Annotated in this window: 18 protein-coding genes; 16 read left to right on the top strand and 2 right to left on the bottom strand. The window is 63.7% G+C overall.

The window, feature by feature from the left end:
* The first annotated feature begins 34 nt into the window (after positions 1-34).
* Positions 35-910, top strand: a complete 876-nt coding sequence (olsB, locus tag GGQ67_RS16275; RefSeq protein WP_183901187.1) for a l-ornithine N(alpha)-acyltransferase — start codon at positions 35-37, stop codon at positions 908-910.
* 223 nt (positions 911-1,133) lie between these two features.
* Here the strand turns inward: olsB and GGQ67_RS16270 are convergent, their stop codons facing one another.
* Positions 1,134-3,416, bottom strand: coding sequence for an NADP-dependent malic enzyme (locus tag GGQ67_RS16270; protein WP_183901186.1), 2,283 nt, complete (start codon positions 3,414-3,416; stop codon positions 1,134-1,136).
* A gap of 305 nt (positions 3,417-3,721) precedes the next feature.
* On the opposite strand from GGQ67_RS16270, the gene mutS reads away from it, so the two are divergent.
* From mutS to murJ, 4 genes are all read left to right on the top strand, one after another.
* The gene (gene mutS / locus GGQ67_RS16265; RefSeq protein ID WP_210279674.1) at positions 3,722-6,442 is read left to right on the top strand and encodes a DNA mismatch repair protein MutS; all 2,721 of its coding nucleotides are present in this window, start codon (positions 3,722-3,724) and stop codon (positions 6,440-6,442) included.
* Between the two features lie 4 nt (positions 6,443-6,446).
* On the top strand, positions 6,447-6,722 hold the full coding sequence (locus tag GGQ67_RS16260; protein ID WP_183901184.1) for a hypothetical protein: 276 nt from the start codon (positions 6,447-6,449) through the stop codon (positions 6,720-6,722).
* Between the two features lie 110 nt (positions 6,723-6,832).
* Entirely contained in the window at positions 6,833-9,709 is a 2,877-nt protein-coding gene (locus GGQ67_RS16255) for a [protein-PII] uridylyltransferase (protein ID WP_183901183.1), read from the top strand.
* Between the two features lie 206 nt (positions 9,710-9,915).
* On the top strand, positions 9,916-11,499 hold the full coding sequence (murJ, locus tag GGQ67_RS16250; RefSeq protein WP_183901182.1) for a murein biosynthesis integral membrane protein MurJ: 1,584 nt from the start codon (positions 9,916-9,918) through the stop codon (positions 11,497-11,499).
* Between the two features lie 28 nt (positions 11,500-11,527).
* Here murJ and GGQ67_RS16245 read toward each other — a convergent pair whose 3' ends face one another.
* The gene (locus tag GGQ67_RS16245; RefSeq protein WP_183901298.1) at positions 11,528-11,950 is read right to left on the bottom strand and encodes a YcbK family protein; all 423 of its coding nucleotides are present in this window, start codon (positions 11,948-11,950) and stop codon (positions 11,528-11,530) included.
* 865 nt (positions 11,951-12,815) lie between these two features.
* Between GGQ67_RS16245 and GGQ67_RS16240 the strand changes: the two genes are divergently transcribed.
* The 11 genes from GGQ67_RS16240 to GGQ67_RS16190 all read left to right on the top strand — a co-directional run bounded on the left by GGQ67_RS16240 (position 12,816) and on the right by GGQ67_RS16190 (position 19,316).
* Positions 12,816-13,220, top strand: a complete 405-nt coding sequence (locus GGQ67_RS16240; protein ID WP_183901181.1) for a VOC family protein — start codon at positions 12,816-12,818, stop codon at positions 13,218-13,220.
* Positions 13,221-13,308: 88 nt separating this feature from the next.
* Positions 13,309-14,373, top strand: a complete 1,065-nt coding sequence (gene trpS, locus GGQ67_RS16235) for a tryptophan--tRNA ligase (protein WP_183901180.1) — start codon at positions 13,309-13,311, stop codon at positions 14,371-14,373.
* A gap of 110 nt (positions 14,374-14,483) precedes the next feature.
* A complete protein-coding gene (locus GGQ67_RS16230; protein WP_183901179.1) occupies positions 14,484-14,915 on the top strand; it encodes a cupin domain-containing protein in 432 nt (143 codons plus the stop codon).
* Positions 14,916-15,004: 89 nt separating this feature from the next.
* Positions 15,005-15,496 (top strand): universal stress protein, encoded by a 492-nt coding sequence (locus GGQ67_RS16225; RefSeq protein ID WP_112943828.1) that lies wholly within the window; start codon positions 15,005-15,007, stop codon positions 15,494-15,496.
* Between the two features lie 110 nt (positions 15,497-15,606).
* Positions 15,607-16,173: a NifU family protein gene (locus GGQ67_RS16220; RefSeq protein ID WP_183901178.1), complete on the top strand. Its 567-nt coding sequence runs from the start codon at positions 15,607-15,609 to the stop codon at positions 16,171-16,173.
* Positions 16,174-16,269: 96 nt separating this feature from the next.
* Entirely contained in the window at positions 16,270-16,929 is a 660-nt protein-coding gene (gene tsaB / locus GGQ67_RS16215; protein ID WP_183901177.1) for a tRNA (adenosine(37)-N6)-threonylcarbamoyltransferase complex dimerization subunit type 1 TsaB, read from the top strand.
* Positions 16,926-17,426: a GNAT family N-acetyltransferase gene (locus GGQ67_RS16210; RefSeq protein WP_183901176.1), complete on the top strand. Its 501-nt coding sequence runs from the start codon at positions 16,926-16,928 to the stop codon at positions 17,424-17,426. Before tsaB ends, GGQ67_RS16210 begins: the two co-directional genes overlap by 4 nt.
* A gap of 36 nt (positions 17,427-17,462) precedes the next feature.
* Positions 17,463-17,891, top strand: coding sequence for a Fur family transcriptional regulator (locus GGQ67_RS16205; RefSeq protein ID WP_183901175.1), 429 nt, complete (start codon positions 17,463-17,465; stop codon positions 17,889-17,891).
* 30 nt (positions 17,892-17,921) lie between these two features.
* On the top strand, positions 17,922-18,722 hold the full coding sequence (olsA, locus tag GGQ67_RS16200) for a lyso-ornithine lipid O-acyltransferase (protein WP_183901297.1): 801 nt from the start codon (positions 17,922-17,924) through the stop codon (positions 18,720-18,722).
* 41 nt (positions 18,723-18,763) lie between these two features.
* Complete coding sequence (locus GGQ67_RS16195) at positions 18,764-19,057, top strand: BrnT family toxin (protein ID WP_183901174.1); 294 nt, start codon at positions 18,764-18,766, stop codon at positions 19,055-19,057.
* Positions 19,035-19,316, top strand: coding sequence for a BrnA antitoxin family protein (locus tag GGQ67_RS16190; RefSeq protein ID WP_183901173.1), 282 nt, complete (start codon positions 19,035-19,037; stop codon positions 19,314-19,316). The genes GGQ67_RS16195 and GGQ67_RS16190 overlap by 23 nt, the downstream gene beginning before the upstream one ends.
* Positions 19,317-19,334: the final 18 nt, after the last annotated feature.

The raw sequence follows: 19,334 nt of genomic DNA, 5'->3' as shown, positions 1-19,334 counted from the left end.
ATGGCGTCCTGAAGCCGGCAATGAAAGATTCGTCATGTCCGTGGATATCTGCAACCGTGAGCCCCTCATCGACGCCCTTCCCCCCGCGCGGAAGGCCGAACAGATCGAGAGCGACGTGTTCGGCCGGATCGGCAATCTCGAAACGCGCCTTGCCCGCACGCCCGGCGAGATCGACGCCGCGCAGTCCGTGCGCTACCGGGTTTTCGTGGACGAGATGAAGGCGCAGCTTCCGGCGGAAGCGATGCGCCGCAAGCGCGACTTCGATGCCTACGACGCCTTCTGCGACCACCTGCTGGTGCTCGATCGCTCGATCGAGGGCGACAGCGAGGACCAGATCGTCGGCACCTACCGTCTGCTGCGGCAGGACGTGGCGATGGCCAATGGCGGCTTTTACTCGGCTTCCGAATTCGACATCAACTCGCTGATCGCGCGCCATCCGGATAAGCGTTTCATGGAGCTCGGCCGCTCCTGCGTGCTGCCGGACTACCGTACCAAGCGCATCGTCGAGCTTCTGTGGCAGGGCAACTGGGCCTATGCGCTGAAGCACGGCATGAGCGCGATGTTCGGCTGCGCCTCCTTCCCCGGCATTCACCCGGAACAGCATGCGCTGGCGCTCTCCTTCCTGCGCCACAACGTCGCCGCCAAGGACGAGTGGGCCGTCGACGCCCTGCCGCACCTTGCCCGCGACATGGACCTGATGCCGGTCGAGGCCGTCAATCCGAAACGGGCGCTGATGGCGCTGCCGCCGCTGATCAAGGGCTACCTGCGCCTCGGCGCGATGGTCGGCTCCACCGCCGTGGTCGACAAGGCGTTCAACACGACGGATGTGCTGATCGTTCTGCCGATATCAAGCATCTCGGATCGGTATGTGAATTATTACGGTGCCGATGCCGGGCGGTTTGCCAGCTGATTTGGTTGGCGTAGTTAGCTGCATTTAGCGTTGTGCCGTGTGGCCCCCTCATCCGCCCTTCGGGCACCTTCTCCCCGTTGGGGCGAAGGGGAGGTTGAGCGAGCGGCCTGCCACACACCCCTTCTCCCCAGCGGGGAGAAGATGGCGGCAGCCAGATGAGGGGGCCACACGGCAAACCCTCACCCATAACCACTTCACCAAACCACCTCACCCCATTATCACCTCACGACCCCGTATAAGCCGCAATCGCGGCCATGTTCACGATGTCGCTGTCCTTCGCCCCCATCGAGGTGATCTGCACCGCCTTGTCGACGCCGACGAGAATGGGGCCGATCACCGTCGAGCCGCCGAGTTCCTGCAGCATCTTGGTGGAGATCGAGGCAGAGTGGAAGGCCGGCATGACCAGCACGTTGGCCGGGCCCGACAGGCGGCAGAAGGGATACTGCTCCATGGCCTTGCGGTTCAGCGCCACGTCGGCCGACATCTCGCCGTCATACTCGAAATCCAGATAGCGGCGATCGAGGATGGCGACGGCTTCGCGGACACGCTCGGAGCGCTCGCCGGAGGGATGGCCGAAGGTCGAGTAGGCGAGCATCGCGACGCGCGGATTGTAGCCCATGCGGCGCGCGAAGCCGGCGGCTTCCACCGCGATATCGGCAAGCTCCTCGGCCGACGGCATGTCGTGGACCGCCGTGTCGGCGACGAAGACGGTGCGGCCGCGGCAGAGCGCGATCGACACGCCGATGACCCGATGGCCGGGCTTCTGGTCGATGCAGCGGCGAACATCCTCGAGCGCCGTCGAATAGTTGCGGGTGATCCCGGTCACCATGCCGTCGGCATCGCCGAGCGCCACCATGCAGGCCGCGAAGTGGTTGCGGTCGTTGTGGATCAGGCGCTGGGCATCGCGGTGCAGGTATCCCTTTCGCTGCAGGCGGGCGTAGAGATAGTCGATATAGGCCTCCACCCTTGTCGAGATGCGGGCGTTGACGATCTCGAGGCCGGGGCGGTTGAGATCGATGCCGGCGCGCTCGGCGGTCGCCTTGATCAGGTCCTCGCGGCCGAGCAGGATGGCGGTGCCGAGCTGCTGGTTGGCGTAGGAAAGCGCGGCGCGCATGACCTGCTCCTCCTCGGCCTCGGCGAAGACCACGCGCTTGGGATGACGGCGCACGCGCTCATAGAGGCTGGCGAGCGTCGAGGCGATGGGATCGCGCCTGGCCGACAGCTCGCGGGCATAGGCGGCCATGTCGGGTATCGGCTTGCGGGCGACGCCGCTTTCCATCGCGGCCTCGGCGACCGCCACGGGGATCGCCGAAATCAGGCGCGGATCGAAGGGGACCGGGATGATGTATTGCGGACCGAAGCGCGGGCGATTGCCCTGGTAGGCCGCGGCGACATCGTCTGGAACGTCCTCGCGGGCGAGGCTCGCCAGCGCCCGGACGGCGGCGATCTTCATATCGTCGTTGATCGTCGTGGCGCGGACATCGAGCGCGCCACGGAAGATGTAGGGGAAGCCCAGGACGTTATTGACCTGGTTGGGATAATCCGAGCGGCCGGTCGCCATGATGGCGTCGTCGCGAATGCGCGCAACCTCTTCCGGCGTGATTTCCGGGTCGGGATTGGCCATCGCGAAGATGATCGGGCGGTCGGCCATCGACAGGATCATCTCCTCGGAGAAGGCGCCCTTCTGCGACAGGCCGAAGACGACATCGGCGCCCTTCATCGCTTCTTCCAGCGTGCGGGCCTTGGTCTTGACCGCATGCGCCGATTTCCACTGGTTCATGCCTTCGGTGCGGCCCTGATAGATCACGCCCTTGGTATCGCAAAGCGTGATGTTCTCGGGCGCGAAACCCATGGCCTTGATGAGCTCGACGCAGGCGATGGCGGCGGCGCCGGCGCCGTTGCAGACCAGCTTCGCCGTCTTCAGGTCGCGGCCGGTCAGTTCCAGCGCGTTGATGAGGCCGGCGGCGGCGATGATCGCGGTGCCGTGCTGGTCGTCATGGAACACCGGGATGTCCATGAGCTCGCGCAGGCGGCTCTCGATGATGAAGCAGTCCGGCGCCTTGATGTCCTCGAGGTTGATGCCGCCGAAGGAGGGGCCGAGAAAGCGGACGCAGTTGATGAACTCGTCGACATTTTCGGTATCGACCTCGAGGTCGATGCTGTCGACATCGGCGAAGCGCTTGAAGAGCACCGACTTGCCTTCCATGACCGGCTTGGAGGCCAGCGCGCCGAGATTGCCGAGGCCGAGGATGGCGGTACCGTTGGAAATGACCGCAACCATGTTGCCGCGCGACGTGTAGTCATAGGCGGTGGCGGGATCGGCGGCGATGGCCTTGACGGGAACGGCGACGCCCGGCGAGTAGGCAAGCGAGAGATCCCGCTGCGTGGCCATCGGCTTGGTCGGGTTGACTTCGAGCTTGCCGGGTTTTCCCTGCGAATGGAAGTCGAGCGCTTCCTTGTCGGTAATGCCGTTGGCGGGGCGCTGCTTGCTGTTCATGTCGGGCATATCTCCTCCAAATCTCCTGACAACCGGCCTTCGATTGCGCTGGTCGACCCTCTATAGACACGGTTCCCGGGGCTGACACGACGCGTTGCGAAAAAGCCGTACGGCTACAATCGATTAAAATATCCGTTGAAACTGACAGGCTCCCCTTACAAGGGGTTCCCGACCTTGCGGCTCGTCGAATACCTCCCTCAATCCTCCTGTGGGCTAACGGCTCCCATTTCCCGATAGCTGTTGTCTTCTATAGCCGCGCTTCGATAGGGTGGCACCCTGTTTTTTAGAGAAAAGCCCACTCCGTGAACGATCGAATGACCTTGAGACACGAAGCCTTTTCGGCTGCCGAGCTTGCAACGGAAGAGAGCCGCGCCTCGGCCACGCCGATGATGGAGCAGTTCATCGAGATCAAGGCGAACAATCCGGATTCACTGCTGTTCTACCGCATGGGCGATTTCTACGAGCTGTTCTTCGAGGACGCGCTCGACGCCTCGCGCGCGCTCGGGATCACGCTGACCAAGCGCGGCCAGCACATGGGGCAGGATATCCCGATGTGCGGCGTACCGGTTCATGCCGCCGACGACTATCTGCAGAAGCTGATCGGGCTCGGCTTCCGGGTGGCGGTCTGCGAGCAGGTCGAGGACCCCGCGGAAGCCAAGAAGCGCGGCAGCAAGTCGGTCGTCAAGCGCGACGTCGTGCGCCTGGTGACGCCGGGAACGATCACCGAGGAAAAGCTGCTTTCGCCCTCGGAATCGAACTATCTGATGGCCTTGACGCGCATCCGCGGCGCCTCCGAGCCGCTGATGGCGCTTGCCTGGATCGATATTTCCACCGGCGTTTTCCGCCTGGCGGAGACCGAGGCGTCGCGACTGTTGGCCGATATCTCGAGGATCGATCCGCGCGAGCTGATCGTGCCGGATACGATGTTTTACGATCCGGAGCTGAAGCCGGTGTTCGACGTTCTAGGCCGCACCGCCGTGCCGCAGCCATCGGTGCTGTTCGACAGTGCCACGGCGGAGGGCCGGATCGCGCGCTATTTCGGCGTCTCGACGCTCGATGGCTTCGGCACCTTTTCGCGCTCGGAACTCGCGGCAGCGGCAGCGGCCGTCGCCTATGTGGAGAAGACGCAGATCGCCGAACGGCCACCGCTCGGCAAGCCGGAGCGCGAAAGCGCCGCCTCGACGCTGTTCATCGACCCGGCCACGCGCGCCAATCTCGAACTTGCGCGCACGCTTTCCGGCGACCGCAACGGCTCGCTTTTGAAAGCCATCGACCGCACCATCACCGGCGGCGGGGCGCGCCTGCTCGCCGAACGCCTGATGTCGCCGCTGACCGATCCAGCGCGGATCAACGAGCGGCTGGATTCGATCGGCTTCCTGATCGAGGAGCCCTCGCTCTCTGGCGACCTGCGCGATCTCCTCAAGCACGTGCCCGACATGCCGCGCGCGCTGTCGCGACTGGCGCTCGAGCGCGGCGGTCCGCGCGATCTCGCGGCGATCCGCCAAGGGCTGAATGCAGCCACAGACGTGGCGCGGCTGCTCGAAACCGCGATGCTGCCCGAGGAACTGGCCGACGCGCTGGCCGGCCTCATCGCCCTGCCGCAACAGGTGGCGGCACTGCTCAGCGAAACGCTCGGCGACGAGCTGCCGCTTCTGAAGCGCGACGGCGGCTTCCTTCGCGACGGGGCCAATGCCGAGCTGGACGAGGTGCGCGCGCTGCGCGACCAGTCGCGCCGGGTCATCGCCGGCCTGCAGCTGCAATATGCCGACGAGACCGGCATCAAGTCGCTGAAGATCAAGCACAACAATGTGCTCGGCTATTTCATCGAGGTCACGGCGGGCAATGCCGGGCCGATGACCGACACGCCGGAGGCCAAGGCGCGGTTCATCCATCGCCAGACGATGGCGAACGCGATGCGCTTCACCACCACCGAGCTTGCCGATCTCGAAAGCCGCATCGCCAACGCCGCCGACCAGGCGCTGTCGATCGAGCTTGCCGCTTTCGACCGCATGAGCGCGGCTGTCGTCGCCGAGGCCGAAACCATCAAGGCCGGCGCGCGGGCGCTTGCCATCATCGACGTCGCCGCGGGCCTCGCGCTGCTGGCAGACGAGCAGGCCTATTGCCGGCCGCTGGTCGATGGTTCGACCATGTTCGCCATCGAGGGCGGGCGGCATCCCGTGGTCGAGCAGGCGCTACGCCGGCAGTCCACCGGGCCGTTCGTCGCCAACAATTGCGACCTCTCGCCCGAGGGTGACGGCAAGGATGGCGCGATCTGGCTTTTGACCGGCCCGAACATGGGCGGTAAATCGACCTTCCTGCGTCAGAACGCGCTGATCGCCATCCTGGCGCAGATGGGCTGCTTCGTGCCGGCGACGTCCGCGCATATCGGCATCGTCGACCGGCTGTTCTCGCGTGTCGGCGCTTCCGACGATCTGGCGCGCGGGCGCTCGACCTTCATGGTCGAAATGGTGGAGACCGCAGCGATCCTCAACCAGGCGACCAACCGCTCGCTTGTCATTCTCGACGAGATCGGGCGTGGAACCGCCACCTTCGACGGCCTGTCGATCGCCTGGGCGTCTGTCGAGCATCTGCATGAGGCCAACCGCTGCCGCGGGCTGTTCGCCACGCATTTCCACGAACTGACGGTGCTATCCGAGAAGCTGGCGCGGCTTTCCAACGCGACGATGCGGGTGAAGGAATGGGACGGCGACGTGATCTTCCTGCACGAGGTCGGCCCCGGTGCCGCCGACCGCTCCTACGGTATCCAGGTGGCGCGGCTTGCCGGCCTGCCGGCCTCGGTCGTTTCGCGTGCCCGTGATGTGCTGACGCGGCTCGAGGACGCCGACCGCAAGAACCCGGCGAGCCAGCTGATCGACGACCTGCCGCTCTTCCAGGTGGCGGTGCGGCGCGAGGATGTGGCGCGCGGTCCATCGAAGGTCGACGAAGCGCTGAAGAACATGAGCCTCGACGACATGACGCCGCGCGAGGCGCTGGACGCGCTCTACGACCTCAAGAAGAAGCTGAAGCAGGGGTAAGCGCATGTTCATGGACCGCCTGCTTGCCGAAACGCAGCTGCTCGCAAACATCTTCACGGCGATCGAGGCGCTTCGCCTCGCCGACGAGGACGGCACTCCGCGCGGCTGGGCCTCGCCTTTCGGGCTGTTGCAGATCACCCGCTGCTGCGCCCGGATCTCCGATCTGACGGCATCGATCGCCAAGGCCGGCTACCGCGAATGCGACCGGGACATGCTGGAGGAGATCGCCAGCGAGACGCGCAAGGTTCTCTACTCGGTGAACGCGCAGATCGCCGCGTAAGCGGGACCGCCTCTTGCGCCGCGTCGGCGCGCGATCACCTTTTCGCCAAAATTAAAGGTTCTTGCAGTATGAAAGCCCGTGTCAAATAGCGGACAAAAAGGCTATAGCGCATGCAGACGAAACGAGAGGCGCAGCAGATGGCCGCGCCGCGCGAACAGGAAGCCGCCCAGCGCATGGCGCCGACGAACGACATCGATTTCTCCGACATTCTCGATACCGACTATCTGCGCAAGCAGTGCGACGCCGTGGTCGAAGCCAACAAGAACCGGCCGGACGCGATGCGTTCCGATCTGCTCGGTATCTTCAAGAAGGCCAGCGCGGACGGGCGCAACAAGGCCCGCGAACTGCTCTCGGCCGACGGCAGCGGACTGAAATGCGCGCGGCGGATCTCCTGGCTTCAGGACCGGATCATCACGGTTCTCTACGAATTCGCCACCGACCACGTCTTTCCCAAGCAGAAGGACAAGTTTTCGGTGACGGCCGTCGGCGGCTACGGCCGCGACACGCTGGCGCCGGGCTCGGATATCGACCTGCTCTTCCTGTTCCAGCCGAAGCCGGCGGAAGAGACGCACAAGGCGGTCGAATTCATGCTCTACATGCTGTGGGACATGGGCTTCAAGGTCGGCCATGCCACCCGCACCCTGGAAGAGTGCATCGCGCTGTCGAAGTCCGACATGACGATCCGCACGGCGATCCTCGAAATGCGCTACATCTGCGGCCTTCGTTCGCTCGAAACCGAGCTCGAGGCCCGCTTCGACAAGGAGATCGTCACCGGCACCGGCCCCGAATTCATCGCGGCCAAGCTCGCCGAACGCGACGAGCGCCACCGCAAGGCAGGCGACACGCGCTATCTCGTCGAGCCGAACGTGAAAGAGGGCAAGGGCGGGTTGCGCGACCTGCACACGCTGTTCTGGATTTCCAAATATTACTACCACGTGCGCGACACCGCCGAACTGGTAGCGCTCGGTGTTCTCTCCAAGCACGAATATCATCTGTTCGAGAAGGCCGACGACTTCCTCTGGGCGGTGCGCTGCCACATGCACTTCCTCACCGCCAAGGCCGAGGAACGGCTCTCCTTCGACATCCAGCGCGAGATCGCCACCGCGCTCGACTATCATTCGCGCCCCGGCCTTTCGGCGGTCGAGCGGTTCATGAAGCACTACTTCCTGGTCGCCAAGGACGTCGGCGACCTGACGCGCATTCTCTGCGCGGCGCTGGAGGACCAGCAGGCGAAATCGACGCCAGGGCTTTCGGGCGTGTTCAGCCGCTTCACCCACCGCACCCGCAAGATCGCCGGCAGCACCGACTTCATGGAGGATCGCGGCCGCATCGCGCTCGCCGGCGCGGACGTGTTCAAGCGCGATCCCGTCAACATCATCCGGCTGTTCCATGTGGCCGACATCAACGGGCTCGAATTCCACCCGGATGCCCTGAAGCGCGTGACGCGCTCGCTCAGCCTGATCGACAACAGCGTGCGCGAGAGCGAGGAAGCCAACCGGCTGTTTCTCTCCATCCTGACCTCGAAGCGAGACCCGGCGCTGATCCTGCGGCGCATGAACGAGGCCGGCGTGCTTGGCCGCTTCATTCCCGAATTCGGCAAGATCGTCGCGATGATGCAGTTCAACATGTATCACCACTACACGGTCGATGAGCATCTGCTGCGCAGCGTCGACGTGCTCTCGGAGATCGACAAGGGCAAGGCCGAAGAGCTGCATCCGCTCGCCAACAAGACGATGCCCGGGATCGAGGACCGCGAGGCGCTCTATGTGGCGGTGCTCCTGCACGACGTCGCCAAGGGCCGCCAGGAGGATCACTCGATCGCCGGCGCCCGTGTCGCCCGCAAGCTCTGCGCCCGCTTCGGCCTGTCGCACAAGCAGACGGAGACCGTCGTCTGGCTGATCGAGGAGCACCTGACCATGTCGATGGTGGCGCAGACGCGCGACCTCACCGACCGCAAGACGATCACCGACTTCGCCGACCGCATGCAATCGCTGGAGCGGCTGAAGATGCTGATGATCCTGACGGTCTGCGACATCCGCGCCGTCGGACCCGGGGTCTGGAACGGCTGGAAGGGGCAGCTCCTGCGCACGCTCTACTACGAGACCGAGCTTCTGCTTGCCGGCGGCTTCTCGGAAGTTTCGCGCAAGGAGCGCGCGGCGGTCGCCGCCGAGGCGCTGTTCAACGCGCTTGCCGACTGGACGCAGAAGGATCGCAAGATCTACAGCAAGCTGCACTACCAGCCCTACCTGCTTTCGGTGCCGCTGGAAGATCAGGTGCGCCATGCCGGCTTCATCCGCCAGGCCGACAAGGCCGGACAGGCGCTGGCGACGATGGTGCGCACCGACAGCTTCCATGCCATCACCGAGATCACGGTGCTGTCGCCCGACCATCCGCGCCTGCTCGCCGTCATCGCCGGCGCCTGCGCCGCGGCCGGCGCCAACATCGTCGACGCGCAGATCTTCACGACCTCGGACGGCCGGGCGCTCGACACCATCCATGTCAGTCGCGAATTCAAGGACGACGCCGACGAGCTGCGCCGCGCGGCCACCGTCGGACGGATGATCGAGGACGTGCTGTCCGGCCGCAAGCGCCTGCCCGAGGTGATCGCGACCCGCACCAAGAACCGCAAGAAGAGCAAGGCCTTCGTCATCCCGCCGTCGGTGCATATCTCCAACAGCCTGTCGAACAAGTTCACCGTCATCGAGGTCGAGTGCCTCGACCGGCCGGGTCTTCTGTCCGAGGTGACCGCCGTGCTGTCGGATCTGTCGCTCGACATCCAGTCGGCGCGGATCACGACCTTCGGGGAGAAGGTGATCGACACCTTCTACGTCACCGATCTCGTCGGCCAGAAGATATCGGGCGACAGCAAGCGCTCCAACATCACCGCCCGCATGCGGGCTGTCATCGCCGAGGAACAGGACGAGCTGCGCGAGCGCATGCCGTCGGGCATGATCGCGCCGGCCGACACGGCCGAGAGGACGCGATAGGTGGTCGCCAAGCCCTCTCTCCCTCATTCCTGTGCTCGTCACGGGAATCCAGCCAGCCCAAGTCCTTGGGCTGAAAAAGAGTCTTTCGCCGCGCAGACGCGCGGCAGCTGGATTCCTGTGACAAGCACAGGAATGAGGGGGTTCTGTGGGATCGGCGCATCCAAGCAATTGCACTCTCACCCTTCCCATGAAGGAATTTTAGCCGCATGAGCCTCGTCAAGAAATTCGCCACCGTCGGCGGCGCCACGCTGGGCAGCCGGTTGTTCGGCTTCGCCCGCGAAACGCTGATGGCGGCGGCGCTCGGCACCGGGCCGATGGCCGACGTGTTCTACGCGGCCTTCCGCTTTCCGAACCTGTTTCGCCGGCTGTTCGCCGAGGGCGCGTTCAACGCCGCCTTCGTGCCGCTCTTCGCCAAGGAGATCGAGGCGAACGGCACCGACGGCGCCAAGCGGTTTTCCGAGGAAGTGTTCGGCGTCCTGTTTTCCGTATTGCTTCTCATCACCATCGTGATGGAACTGTCGATGCCGCTTCTGGTGCGCTTCGTCATCGCGCCGGGCTTTACCGACGATCCGGAGAAATTCTCGATCACCGTGCGCATGGCGGCGGTGATGTTTCCCTATCTGATGTGCATGTCGCTGACGGCGATGATGAGCGGGATGCTGAATTCGCTGCATCATTTCTTCGCCGCCGCCGTGGCGCCGGTCTTCCTCAACGTCGTGATGATCGGGGCGCTGTTCTACGCACTCTATACCGGCGCCGAACCGCTGCAAACCGCCTGGTATCTCTCCTGGGGCGTGCTGCTGGCGGGCGTCCTGCAGCTCGCGGTCGTCTATTTCGGCGTGCTGCATGCCGGCATGAGCATCGGCATCCGCTTTCCGAGGATCACGCCCAACGTCAAGCGGCTGCTGATCCTCGCCATCCCCGCCGCCGTGACCGGCGGCATCACGCAGATCAACCAGATGATCGGCCAGGCGATCGCCTCCAGCAAGGAAGGTGCGATCGCGGCCCTGCAATATGCCGACCGCATCTACCAGCTGCCGCTCGGCGTGGTGGGCGTCGCCGTCGGCGTCGTGCTCCTGCCGGAACTTGCGCGCGCGCTGAAGGGCGGCAATCTGCGCGAGGCAGGCAACCTGCAGAACCGCTCGATCGAATTCGTGATGTTTCTGACGATCCCCGCCGCCTTCGCGCTGTGGATCTTGTCCGACGAGATCATCCGCGTGCTCTACGAGCGCGGCGCCTTCCAACAGGAAAACACGATGATCGTCGGCTCGATCCTTGCCATCTACGGCATCGGGCTGCCGGCCTTCGTGCTGATCAAGGCGCTGCAGCCGGGCTTCTACGCCCGCGAGGACACCAAGACGCCGATGCGCTTTTCGGCGGTCGCCGTCGGCGTCAACTGCGCCACGGCGCTGACGCTGTTTCCCTATCTCGGCGCGCCGGGCATAGCGGTCGCGGAAGCCACGGCCGGATGGATCAGCACCGTTCTTCTGTTCACCACGCTCATCAGGCGCGGCCACCTGAAATGGGAATGGGCGCTCGCGCGGCGAACGGCGCTGCTCGTCGTTTCGGCCGCCGTCATGGGCGGGGTGATCATGTATCTGCAGCAGCGCTGGGAGCCGTGGCTCGCCTCGAGCGCTTCGCTCGCAACCAAGGTCGGCACGCTCGGCCTGCTGATCGGCATCTCGATGGTGGTCTATTTCGCCACGGCGTTTCTGATCGGCGGCGCGAACCTCGGCATGATCCGCCGCAATCTCAAGCGCAAGCCGGCGGCCACCAAGACGGACGGCTGATCCGCCACCCCGGGACCGGCGCCGCCGCTCAACATCTGGTCCAGTGGCGCTTCGGGCCGACATCGACATGGATGATGCCGTTGCAATAACGGCCAATGCCGCCGATGCCGGGCGCCTGCGCGGCAATGGCGATGATCGTCTTGTCGGAAACGCCGGACACCCGGATATCGGCGGCGGCGCAGTGACGGTGCTGCGAGCGGCCGGAATTCGCCCTCAGGCCCGAAGTGACGAGCGGCCGGCGCCCTGCCCTGTCGGCAATGTAGGCGAGGATACCTCGCAGTTTCGGCGGAAAGCAGCCGGCGCGGACGCTGACGGTCTGCAGGCCATAGGCAAGCGTTTCATTTTTCTTCAGCGGTCCGATCGACAGCTTTCGCATGTTCTGAGCGTTCGCGCCGTCGATGCAGGAGAGGCTGAAAAGGCCGGCCAGTACGATTGAGAATGCAGGATGCATCATTTCGTCCCCCACTTGAGAGCACCGCACAGCGCGGCGCTCATGTTTGCGGGCGGCAAAACTCTCCTCAAAAATGGCCAATTTAAGGAACATTCTACCTAGTATATCACGTACATGCCTTATTTTACGTCGAATTTATACATTCAATATACCTAAAATGGGGTATGAATTGCCCTTTTCGCGAGAGCGCCGGAGCATATTCACACCAAATCGGGGCGTCGATTTTCCCCGCTCGAAAAACCTCGCCCTACAATAAAGGCGTCCCGTCATCGGATACCCCGGCAGGCGTGCCGGCGAGGCGGGATCGGCGCGGAGCGTGAGGGGATGACGCAAAACCTCACGGTCCGGGTCCGCGGAAAATGATCTCCCTCCGGTGACGGCGGGTTCCATCGCGAGATGGTGCCTGAGTTGAGCCCGGACGTGCCTGTGAGGCACACATGGTTCCGCCGCGAAGTTGGGCGGAAAGGCAGAGAGATCGGAGTCGCGGGCATAAACCGCCGAACGGGGCGCTGGGAAGCGCCATATCTTACTTACTCAATCGAGGTGATTTCCAGCGCCCCGTCCGAGTGAAGTGCATGGTGGAGACACGGGCTTTCGGGCGGCGTGGGGATTTGGTGTGTCGTTAAGGATGTGACGGTCGCGAAGTGTTGCCGTGGGATACCCCCCTCTGCCTGCCGGCATCTCCCCCCACAGGTGGGGGAGAAGACTCGCGGTGACCGCCCAAATCAATCGTGGCTTCGGCAGCGCCGCAAGTTAAGCCCCCCCCCTTGTGGGGAGGGTTGGGAGGGGTCTTCATTCCAGCCCTTCCCGCTTGACCGCCCGCCAGTCCCCGGCAACAAACTCAAGACCACAACAGGAGCCATCCATGTCCCAATCGCTCTTCCTCATTACGCTCGTCATCGACGACTACGATCGCGCCAAGGCGTTCTACTGCGATGCGCTGAGCTTCGAGTGCCTGCAGGACGAGGTGCAGCCGGAGGGGAAGCGGTGGGTGGTGGTGAAGCCGAGGGGCGCAAGCGGGGCCGCGTTTCTGCTGGCGCAAGCGGCCAACGAGCGGCAGAAGGCCGTGGTCGGAAATCAGACCGGCGGGCGTGTCGGGTTCTTTCTTTCGACCGACGACTTTGCCCGCGACCACGCCGCGATGACCAGGGCCGGCATACGCTTCCTGGAGGCGCCGCGGCACGAGGTCTACGGCACCGTCGCGGTGTTTTCCGATCCTTACGGCAACACCTTCGATCTCATCCAGCACGCCACCGCCACAGCCCCTTGATCACAAGCCATCCGACGTGCATAAGCCGCGACGTTAGCAACATGGGCCGTTGGCCCTGGGGCCCTCCACAAGCCTAATCGAGGACATGATGAACGAATTCAAGAAACTGGTCTTTTCTGGCGTTCAGCCGACCGGCAATCTCCATCTCGGCAACTATCTCGGCGCGATCCGCAAGTTCGTGGCGCTGCAGGACGGCAACGACTGCATCTATTGCGTGGTCGACATGCATGCGCTGACCGCGCAGCTGGTGCATGAGGACATGCCGAACCAGATCCGTTCGATCGCCGCCGCCTTCATCGCCGCCGGTATCGACCCCAAGAAGCATATCGTATTCAACCAGTCGGCCGTGCCGCAGCATGCGGAACTCGCCTGGATCTTCAACTGCGTGGCGCGCATCGGCTGGATGAACCGCATGACGCAGTTCAAGGACAAGGCCGGCAAGGACCGCGAGCAGGCCTCGCTCGGTCTCTACGCCTATCCGAGCCTGATGGCCGCCGACATTCTCGTCTACCGCGGAACGCATGTTCCCGTCGGCGACGACCAGAAGCAGCATCTGGAACTTGCCCGCGACATCGCGATGAAGTTCAACCTCGATTACGCCGAGCATATCCGCAAGGCTGGATACGGGGTCGACATCACCGTCGGCAAGGAGCCGGTGCATGCCTATTTCCCGATGGTCGAGCCTATGATCGACGGCCCGGCGCCGCGCGTCATGTCGCTGCGCGACGGCACCAAGAAGATGTCGAAGTCGGACCCATCCGACCTGTCGCGCATCAATCTGATGGACGACGAGGACGCGATCTCCAAGAAGATCCGCAAGGCCAAGACCGATCCGGACGGCTTGCCGAGCGAACTCGACGGCCTGCAGGGCCGCCCGGAGGCCGACAACCTCGTCGGCATCTACGCGGCACTCGCCGACACGTCGAAGGCCGAGGTGCTCGCGGAATTCGGCGGACAGCAGTTCTCGGTGTTCAAGCCGGCGCTGATCGACCTCTCGGTCAAGGTGCTTTCGCCGATCACCGCCGAGATGCGCCGTCTGATGGCCGACACCAGCCATATCGACGCGATCCTGCGCGATGGCGGCGAGCGGGCTCGGGCGCGCGCCGAAGTGACGATGAAGGAAGTCCGCGACATCGTCGGCTTCCTCTACTAGCAAGTTGAGCCGGGCGGCTTCGGCCGCCCGGGCTTCCTGGGCCTCGAAGGCCCACACTTGTCGAAGACCGGACTGCGGCGTACTCTCCTTCAAGCCATGAGGAGGCCAAGATGCGCGACCGGAACCTCATTCAGATCGGCATGATGGAGGTTCGGCTGCTGGTCGATGAGGACCAGAGCGCGGGCAGCATGGTCATGTTCGAGTTCGTGGTCCCCTACCAGTCTCGCGTGCCGGCGGCGCATTATCACGAAGATGTCGACGAGGTGATCTTCGGTCTTTCCGGAACGATGACGACCACCGTCGACGGCGAGCGCTGCGAGGTGCGGGCCGGCGACACGGTGTTCATTCCGCGCGGCATCGTCCACACGCATGAGAACCTGCACCAGGAAACGGCGCGCGCGCTGATCACCATGACGCCGGGGCTGATCGGCAGGCGGTTCTTCGAGGAGATCGCCTCGGCCATCAATGTCATCGGCAAGCCTGACATCGAGCATGTGAAGGAAATCATGCTGCTTTACGGACTGGTTCCCGCCGGACGATAGGTCCGGCTGCATGCCTGTCGGGGACCGGACAGTTCGCGGCAAAAACGGGGACTTGCAAATCTCCCGGATCAAGTGTCAGAGTCGCGTTCATGGTATCAAAACGACTCTCACGGCTCGAAGGTCACCGCCGCAAGTTCATGGCCGTGATCGATGACACGCCCGAATGCCAGCGCGCCGTCCATTATGCCGGCCGGCGCGCCAAGAATTCCAATGGCGGATTGGTGCTCGTCTACGTGATCCCCGACGGCGACTTCCAGCAATGGCTGGGGGTCGAGGAGATCATGCGGGCCGAGGCACGCGAGGAAGCCGAAGCGGTCGTGGCCAAATCGGCGCAGCTGGTGCGAGAGAACATCGGCATCGAGCCCGAGATCGTCATCCGCGAGGGAAGCGCGGCCGAGCAGATCAACGCCGTCATCGAGGACGACCGCGACATCGCCATTCTCGTGCTGGCCGCGAGCTCCGCCAAGGAGGGGCCCGGACCCCTTGTGTCGTCGGTTGCCGGCCGGGGTGCGGCCTTTCCCATCCCCGTCACCGTCTTGCCTGATACACTGAGCGATGAGGAACTGGACGCGTTGGCATAAAGCGCTTTCTTGAGTATCAGTCTCTTGAATAGCAACGCCAAACGGCTTATTTCTACTTTTGAAGAATTCTAAATACGTCGCGGGCGCGCGCCTGCCGCACGGAGAGCACCATGTTTATCCAGACCGAAGCCACGCCGAACCCGTCCACGCAGAAGTTCCTGCCGGGCAAGATCGTCATGGAGAGCGGCACCGCCGAGTTCCGCAACCGCGAGGAAGCGGCCGCCTCGCCGCTCGCGGCTCGCCTGTTCGAGATCAACGGCGTGACCGGCGTCTATTTCGGCTACGATTTCATCAGCGTCTCCAAGGAAGACCAGGAATGGCAGCATCTGAAGCCCGCCATCCTCGGCTCGATCATGGAGCACTTCATGTCCGGCAAGCCGGTCATGGGCGCTTCCTCCGTACTCGGTGAAGCAGCCGATGCCGATGGCGAGTTCTTCGACGAGGGTGACGAGACGATCGTGCTGACGATCAAGGAACTGCTGGATACGCGCGTGCGTCCCGCCGTTGCCCAGGATGGCGGCGACATCACCTTCCGCGGCTTCAAGGACGGCACCGTCTACCTCAACATGAAGGGCTCGTGCGCGGGTTGCCCGTCCTCGACGGCAACGCTGAAGCACGGCGTCCAGAACCTGCTGCGCCATTTCGTGCCCGAGGTCCAGGAAGTCGAAGCCGTCTGACGAGCTGAACCGACATTCGCGACGACGCGGCGTTTGCAAGCGCGGCGTTTCGCGATGTATGGAAAGTCAGGAACGGTTTATTCGGAAATAGATGCCATGATCATACTGGCGCTCGACACCGCGGGGGTGGATTGCGCTGCTTCTGTCTATGACAGCAGCAGGAATACGGTGCTGGGGGAGGCATCGGACATGATCGGCAAGGGGCATGCGGAGCATCTGATTGGGATTATCGACCGCGCGCTGGATCAGGCGGGCGTTCGGCTCTCCGATGTCGGGCGCGTTGCCGTCACCATCGGCCCGGGGTCATTCACCGGTATCCGCGTCGGTGTAGCCGCCGCCCGTGGCTTTGCCCTTTCGCTTGGCGTGCCCGCCGTCGGCATCACGACGCTCGCCGTCATGGCCGAGGCCGAGCATGAACGCTCGCCGGGCCGACGGGTGCTGGCCGCCATGGATGCCAAGCGCAACGAGATCTATCTGCAGGCCTTCGACGCCGATGGCACGCCGCTCGATGAAGCCAGGGCCGTGACCGTCGAGGATGCGCAGGCCTTCGCGGCGTCGTTCGATGGCGTTATCACCGGCTCGGCGACGCCCTTGCTGCGGCCTGATGCTACCGGCGAACACGCCAACCATTTCCCCATCTCCATCGTGGCGCGCCTTGCCGCCGCCGCCGATCCCTCTTCCGGAAAGCCGAAGCCACTTTATCTGCGCGGACCCGACGCCAAGCCGCAGGCCGGGTTTGCGATTGCGCGAGTATGACCATGCTGGAATCCTATCTTTCGCTGAAACCGGAATTCGAGATCATCCCGATGGATGCCGATGACTGCCATGCGGTCTCGACATTGCACGGCGAACGCTTCGCGCGTCCCTGGGGCGATGGCGAATTCTACAGCCTGCTTAGCCAGAACAACGTCTTCGGCTTCGTGGCGCGGCAGACCAACGCCTTCCTGAAAAAGCCGCTGCCGGGCTTCGTCCTGGCGCGCGAGGTTGCCGGCGAGGCCGAGATCCTGACGATCGCCGTGCAGGCCAAGGTCGGGCGGTCGGGTCTCGGGTGGCGGCTGATGCAGGCGGCGATGCGCGAAGCCAAGCAGCGCGGCGGCGAAAGCATCTTCCTCGAGGTCGACAAGGGCAACGCCGCCGCACTCGGCCTCTACCGCAAGCTCGGCTTCGATCAGGTCGGAGAACGACGTGGATACTACAAGGACGCCAATGGCGAGGTATCCACGGCGCTTGTCATGAAGCGCATTCTTCGCTAGTTCCGTCTTGAAACGCAGACTATCGGAAGGCACCTCATGACGGAAGCTGACAAAACCCTTGAGGATCTTTGCACCGAGCGCGGCATGCGCATGACCGAGCAGCGCCGCGTCATCGCGCGCATTCTCGAGGAATCCGCGGATCATCCCGACGTCGAGGAGCTCTATCGCCGCTCGGTGAAGGTCGATGCCAAGATCTCCATCTCCACCGTTTACCGCACCGTCAAGCTGTTCGAGGATGCCGGCATCATCGCCCGCCACGACTTCCGCGACGGGCGTTCGCGCTACGAGACGGTACCGGAAGAGCATCACGACCACCTGATCGACCTGAAGACCGGTATCGTCATCGAGTTCCGCTCGCCGGAAATCGAGGCGCTGCAGGAGCGGATCGCCCGCGAGCACGGTTTCACGCTGGTGGACCACCGGCTCGAGCTCTACGGCATACCGCTCAAAAAGGACGATCACTGATATCATGCGTGCAGCCGCGGAGTGTTCGATTTGATCGCCTGGCTGCGCGTCGCCTTCGCCGGCATCGTCATCCTCCTCGCCAGCATCCTGCTCATGCCCTGGCAACTTCTGGCCCTGCGCTACGACTGGAAGATGCGCCGCCGGCTGCCGCGCGTCTGGCATCGCATCATCTGCTTTTCTCTCGGCATTCGGGTGCGCGTTCACGGGCGGATTGAGACGCACAGGCCCTTGATGCTCTGCGCCAACCATTCGTCGTGGATGGACATCATGGTGCTGTCGTCGATCGCCGATGTCGCCTTCATCGCCAAGAACGAGGTGCGCGACTGGCCGATCTTCGGCACGCTCGCAAAGCTGCAGAAAAGCGTCTTCGTGGTGCGCGAGGAAAAGCGCAACACCGGCAACCAGGTGAACGAGATCGCCGCGCGCATGGCCGACGGCGAAATCGTCGTCCTGTTTCCCGAGGGCACGACGTCCGATGGCAACCGGCTGCTGGAGGTGAAATCCTCGCTGTTCGGCGCCGCCGCCATGGCCATTCCCGCCTCGCCGACCGGGACCGTCATCGTGCAGCCGGTGGCGATCGCCTATACCGGCGTGCACGGGCTACCCATGGGCCGCTATCACCGCCCGCTCGCCTCCTGGCCCGGCGATGTCGAGATGCTGCCGCACCTGAAGGACATGCTGCGCTGCGGCGCCTTCGAGGTCGACGTCCATTTCGGCGAAGCGGTCTCCTACGGCGCCGAGACCAACCGCAAGCAGGTCAGCTCGACGATCGCCCAACGCATCCGCGCCATGCTGGGTGCGGCGCTTAGGGGCCGGGACGGCCAAGCTTAAGCAGAGTTGCGAAAATCTACATAATTATGTAGATTTGAAGCATGGGTCAGAACGAGAAGTGCTCATGGGATGATGGCAAGTGTTCGCTGAACATCATCAACCATGGCTACGACTTCGCCGACATTGAAGAAGCGTTCGACGGCCGGTTCCTGATAACACGCCAAGACAATCGCCGAGACTACGGTGAATTGCGATATAATTCCCTGGTCGAGTTTAAAGGCCGCGTGATCAACATCACTTTTACGCCACGCGGTGGCAGAATACATTTGATCTCGGTGCGCCCAGCAAGCCGCGAAGAAAGGACAGTCTACCATGACAAAGTCAAAAGCCGCTAAGGGCACAGATTGGGCACGCGTCCAGGCGCTCTCCGATGACGAGATCGAGCGCATGGCGATAGAGGATGCCGAGAACCCCGCCAGCGCGGCAGCCGATTGGGCCGATGCTGCAGTTGGGCTTCCTCCGCTGAAGGCACCTGTTAATGCCAAGTTCGACGCCGATGTGGTGGAGTGGTTCAAGTCGCAAGGGCGCGGTTACCAGACGCGCATGAACGCTGTGCTGCGGATGTATATGGAGAGCCACCGGAAGACCGGATAACAAGCCCTTTTCTCGCGC

The organism is Rhizobium metallidurans (genome assembly GCF_014196505.1).
In the GTDB taxonomy this organism is placed as follows: domain Bacteria; phylum Pseudomonadota; class Alphaproteobacteria; order Rhizobiales; family Rhizobiaceae; genus Rhizobium; species Rhizobium metallidurans.
The sequence above is the reverse complement of the archived record's forward strand: the minus strand, read 5'-3'. Positions and strand labels throughout refer to the sequence as shown.

Excerpts from the sequence above, each read along its gene's own strand:
- olsB (WP_183901187.1), top strand. The coding sequence starts at position 35 with ATGTCCGTGGATATCTGCAACCGTGAGCCCCTCATCGACGCCCTTCCC.
- GGQ67_RS16270 (WP_183901186.1), bottom strand. The coding sequence starts at position 3,416 with ATGCCCGACATGAACAGCAAGCAGCGCCCCGCCAACGGCATTACCGAC.
- mutS (WP_210279674.1), top strand. The coding sequence starts at position 3,722 with ATGACCTTGAGACACGAAGCCTTTTCGGCTGCCGAGCTTGCAACGGAA.
- GGQ67_RS16260 (WP_183901184.1), top strand. The coding sequence starts at position 6,447 with ATGTTCATGGACCGCCTGCTTGCCGAAACGCAGCTGCTCGCAAACATC.
- GGQ67_RS16255 (WP_183901183.1), top strand. The coding sequence starts at position 6,833 with ATGCAGACGAAACGAGAGGCGCAGCAGATGGCCGCGCCGCGCGAACAG.
- murJ (WP_183901182.1), top strand. The coding sequence starts at position 9,916 with ATGAGCCTCGTCAAGAAATTCGCCACCGTCGGCGGCGCCACGCTGGGC.
- GGQ67_RS16245 (WP_183901298.1), bottom strand. The coding sequence starts at position 11,950 with ATGCATCCTGCATTCTCAATCGTACTGGCCGGCCTTTTCAGCCTCTCC.
- GGQ67_RS16240 (WP_183901181.1), top strand. The coding sequence starts at position 12,816 with ATGTCCCAATCGCTCTTCCTCATTACGCTCGTCATCGACGACTACGAT.
- trpS (WP_183901180.1), top strand. The coding sequence starts at position 13,309 with ATGAACGAATTCAAGAAACTGGTCTTTTCTGGCGTTCAGCCGACCGGC.
- GGQ67_RS16230 (WP_183901179.1), top strand. The coding sequence starts at position 14,484 with ATGCGCGACCGGAACCTCATTCAGATCGGCATGATGGAGGTTCGGCTG.
- GGQ67_RS16225 (WP_112943828.1), top strand. The coding sequence starts at position 15,005 with ATGGTATCAAAACGACTCTCACGGCTCGAAGGTCACCGCCGCAAGTTC.
- GGQ67_RS16220 (WP_183901178.1), top strand. The coding sequence starts at position 15,607 with ATGTTTATCCAGACCGAAGCCACGCCGAACCCGTCCACGCAGAAGTTC.
- tsaB (WP_183901177.1), top strand. The coding sequence starts at position 16,270 with ATGATCATACTGGCGCTCGACACCGCGGGGGTGGATTGCGCTGCTTCT.
- GGQ67_RS16210 (WP_183901176.1), top strand. The coding sequence starts at position 16,926 with ATGACCATGCTGGAATCCTATCTTTCGCTGAAACCGGAATTCGAGATC.
- GGQ67_RS16205 (WP_183901175.1), top strand. The coding sequence starts at position 17,463 with ATGACGGAAGCTGACAAAACCCTTGAGGATCTTTGCACCGAGCGCGGC.
- GGQ67_RS16195 (WP_183901174.1), top strand. The coding sequence starts at position 18,764 with ATGGGTCAGAACGAGAAGTGCTCATGGGATGATGGCAAGTGTTCGCTG.
- GGQ67_RS16190 (WP_183901173.1), top strand. The coding sequence starts at position 19,035 with ATGACAAAGTCAAAAGCCGCTAAGGGCACAGATTGGGCACGCGTCCAG.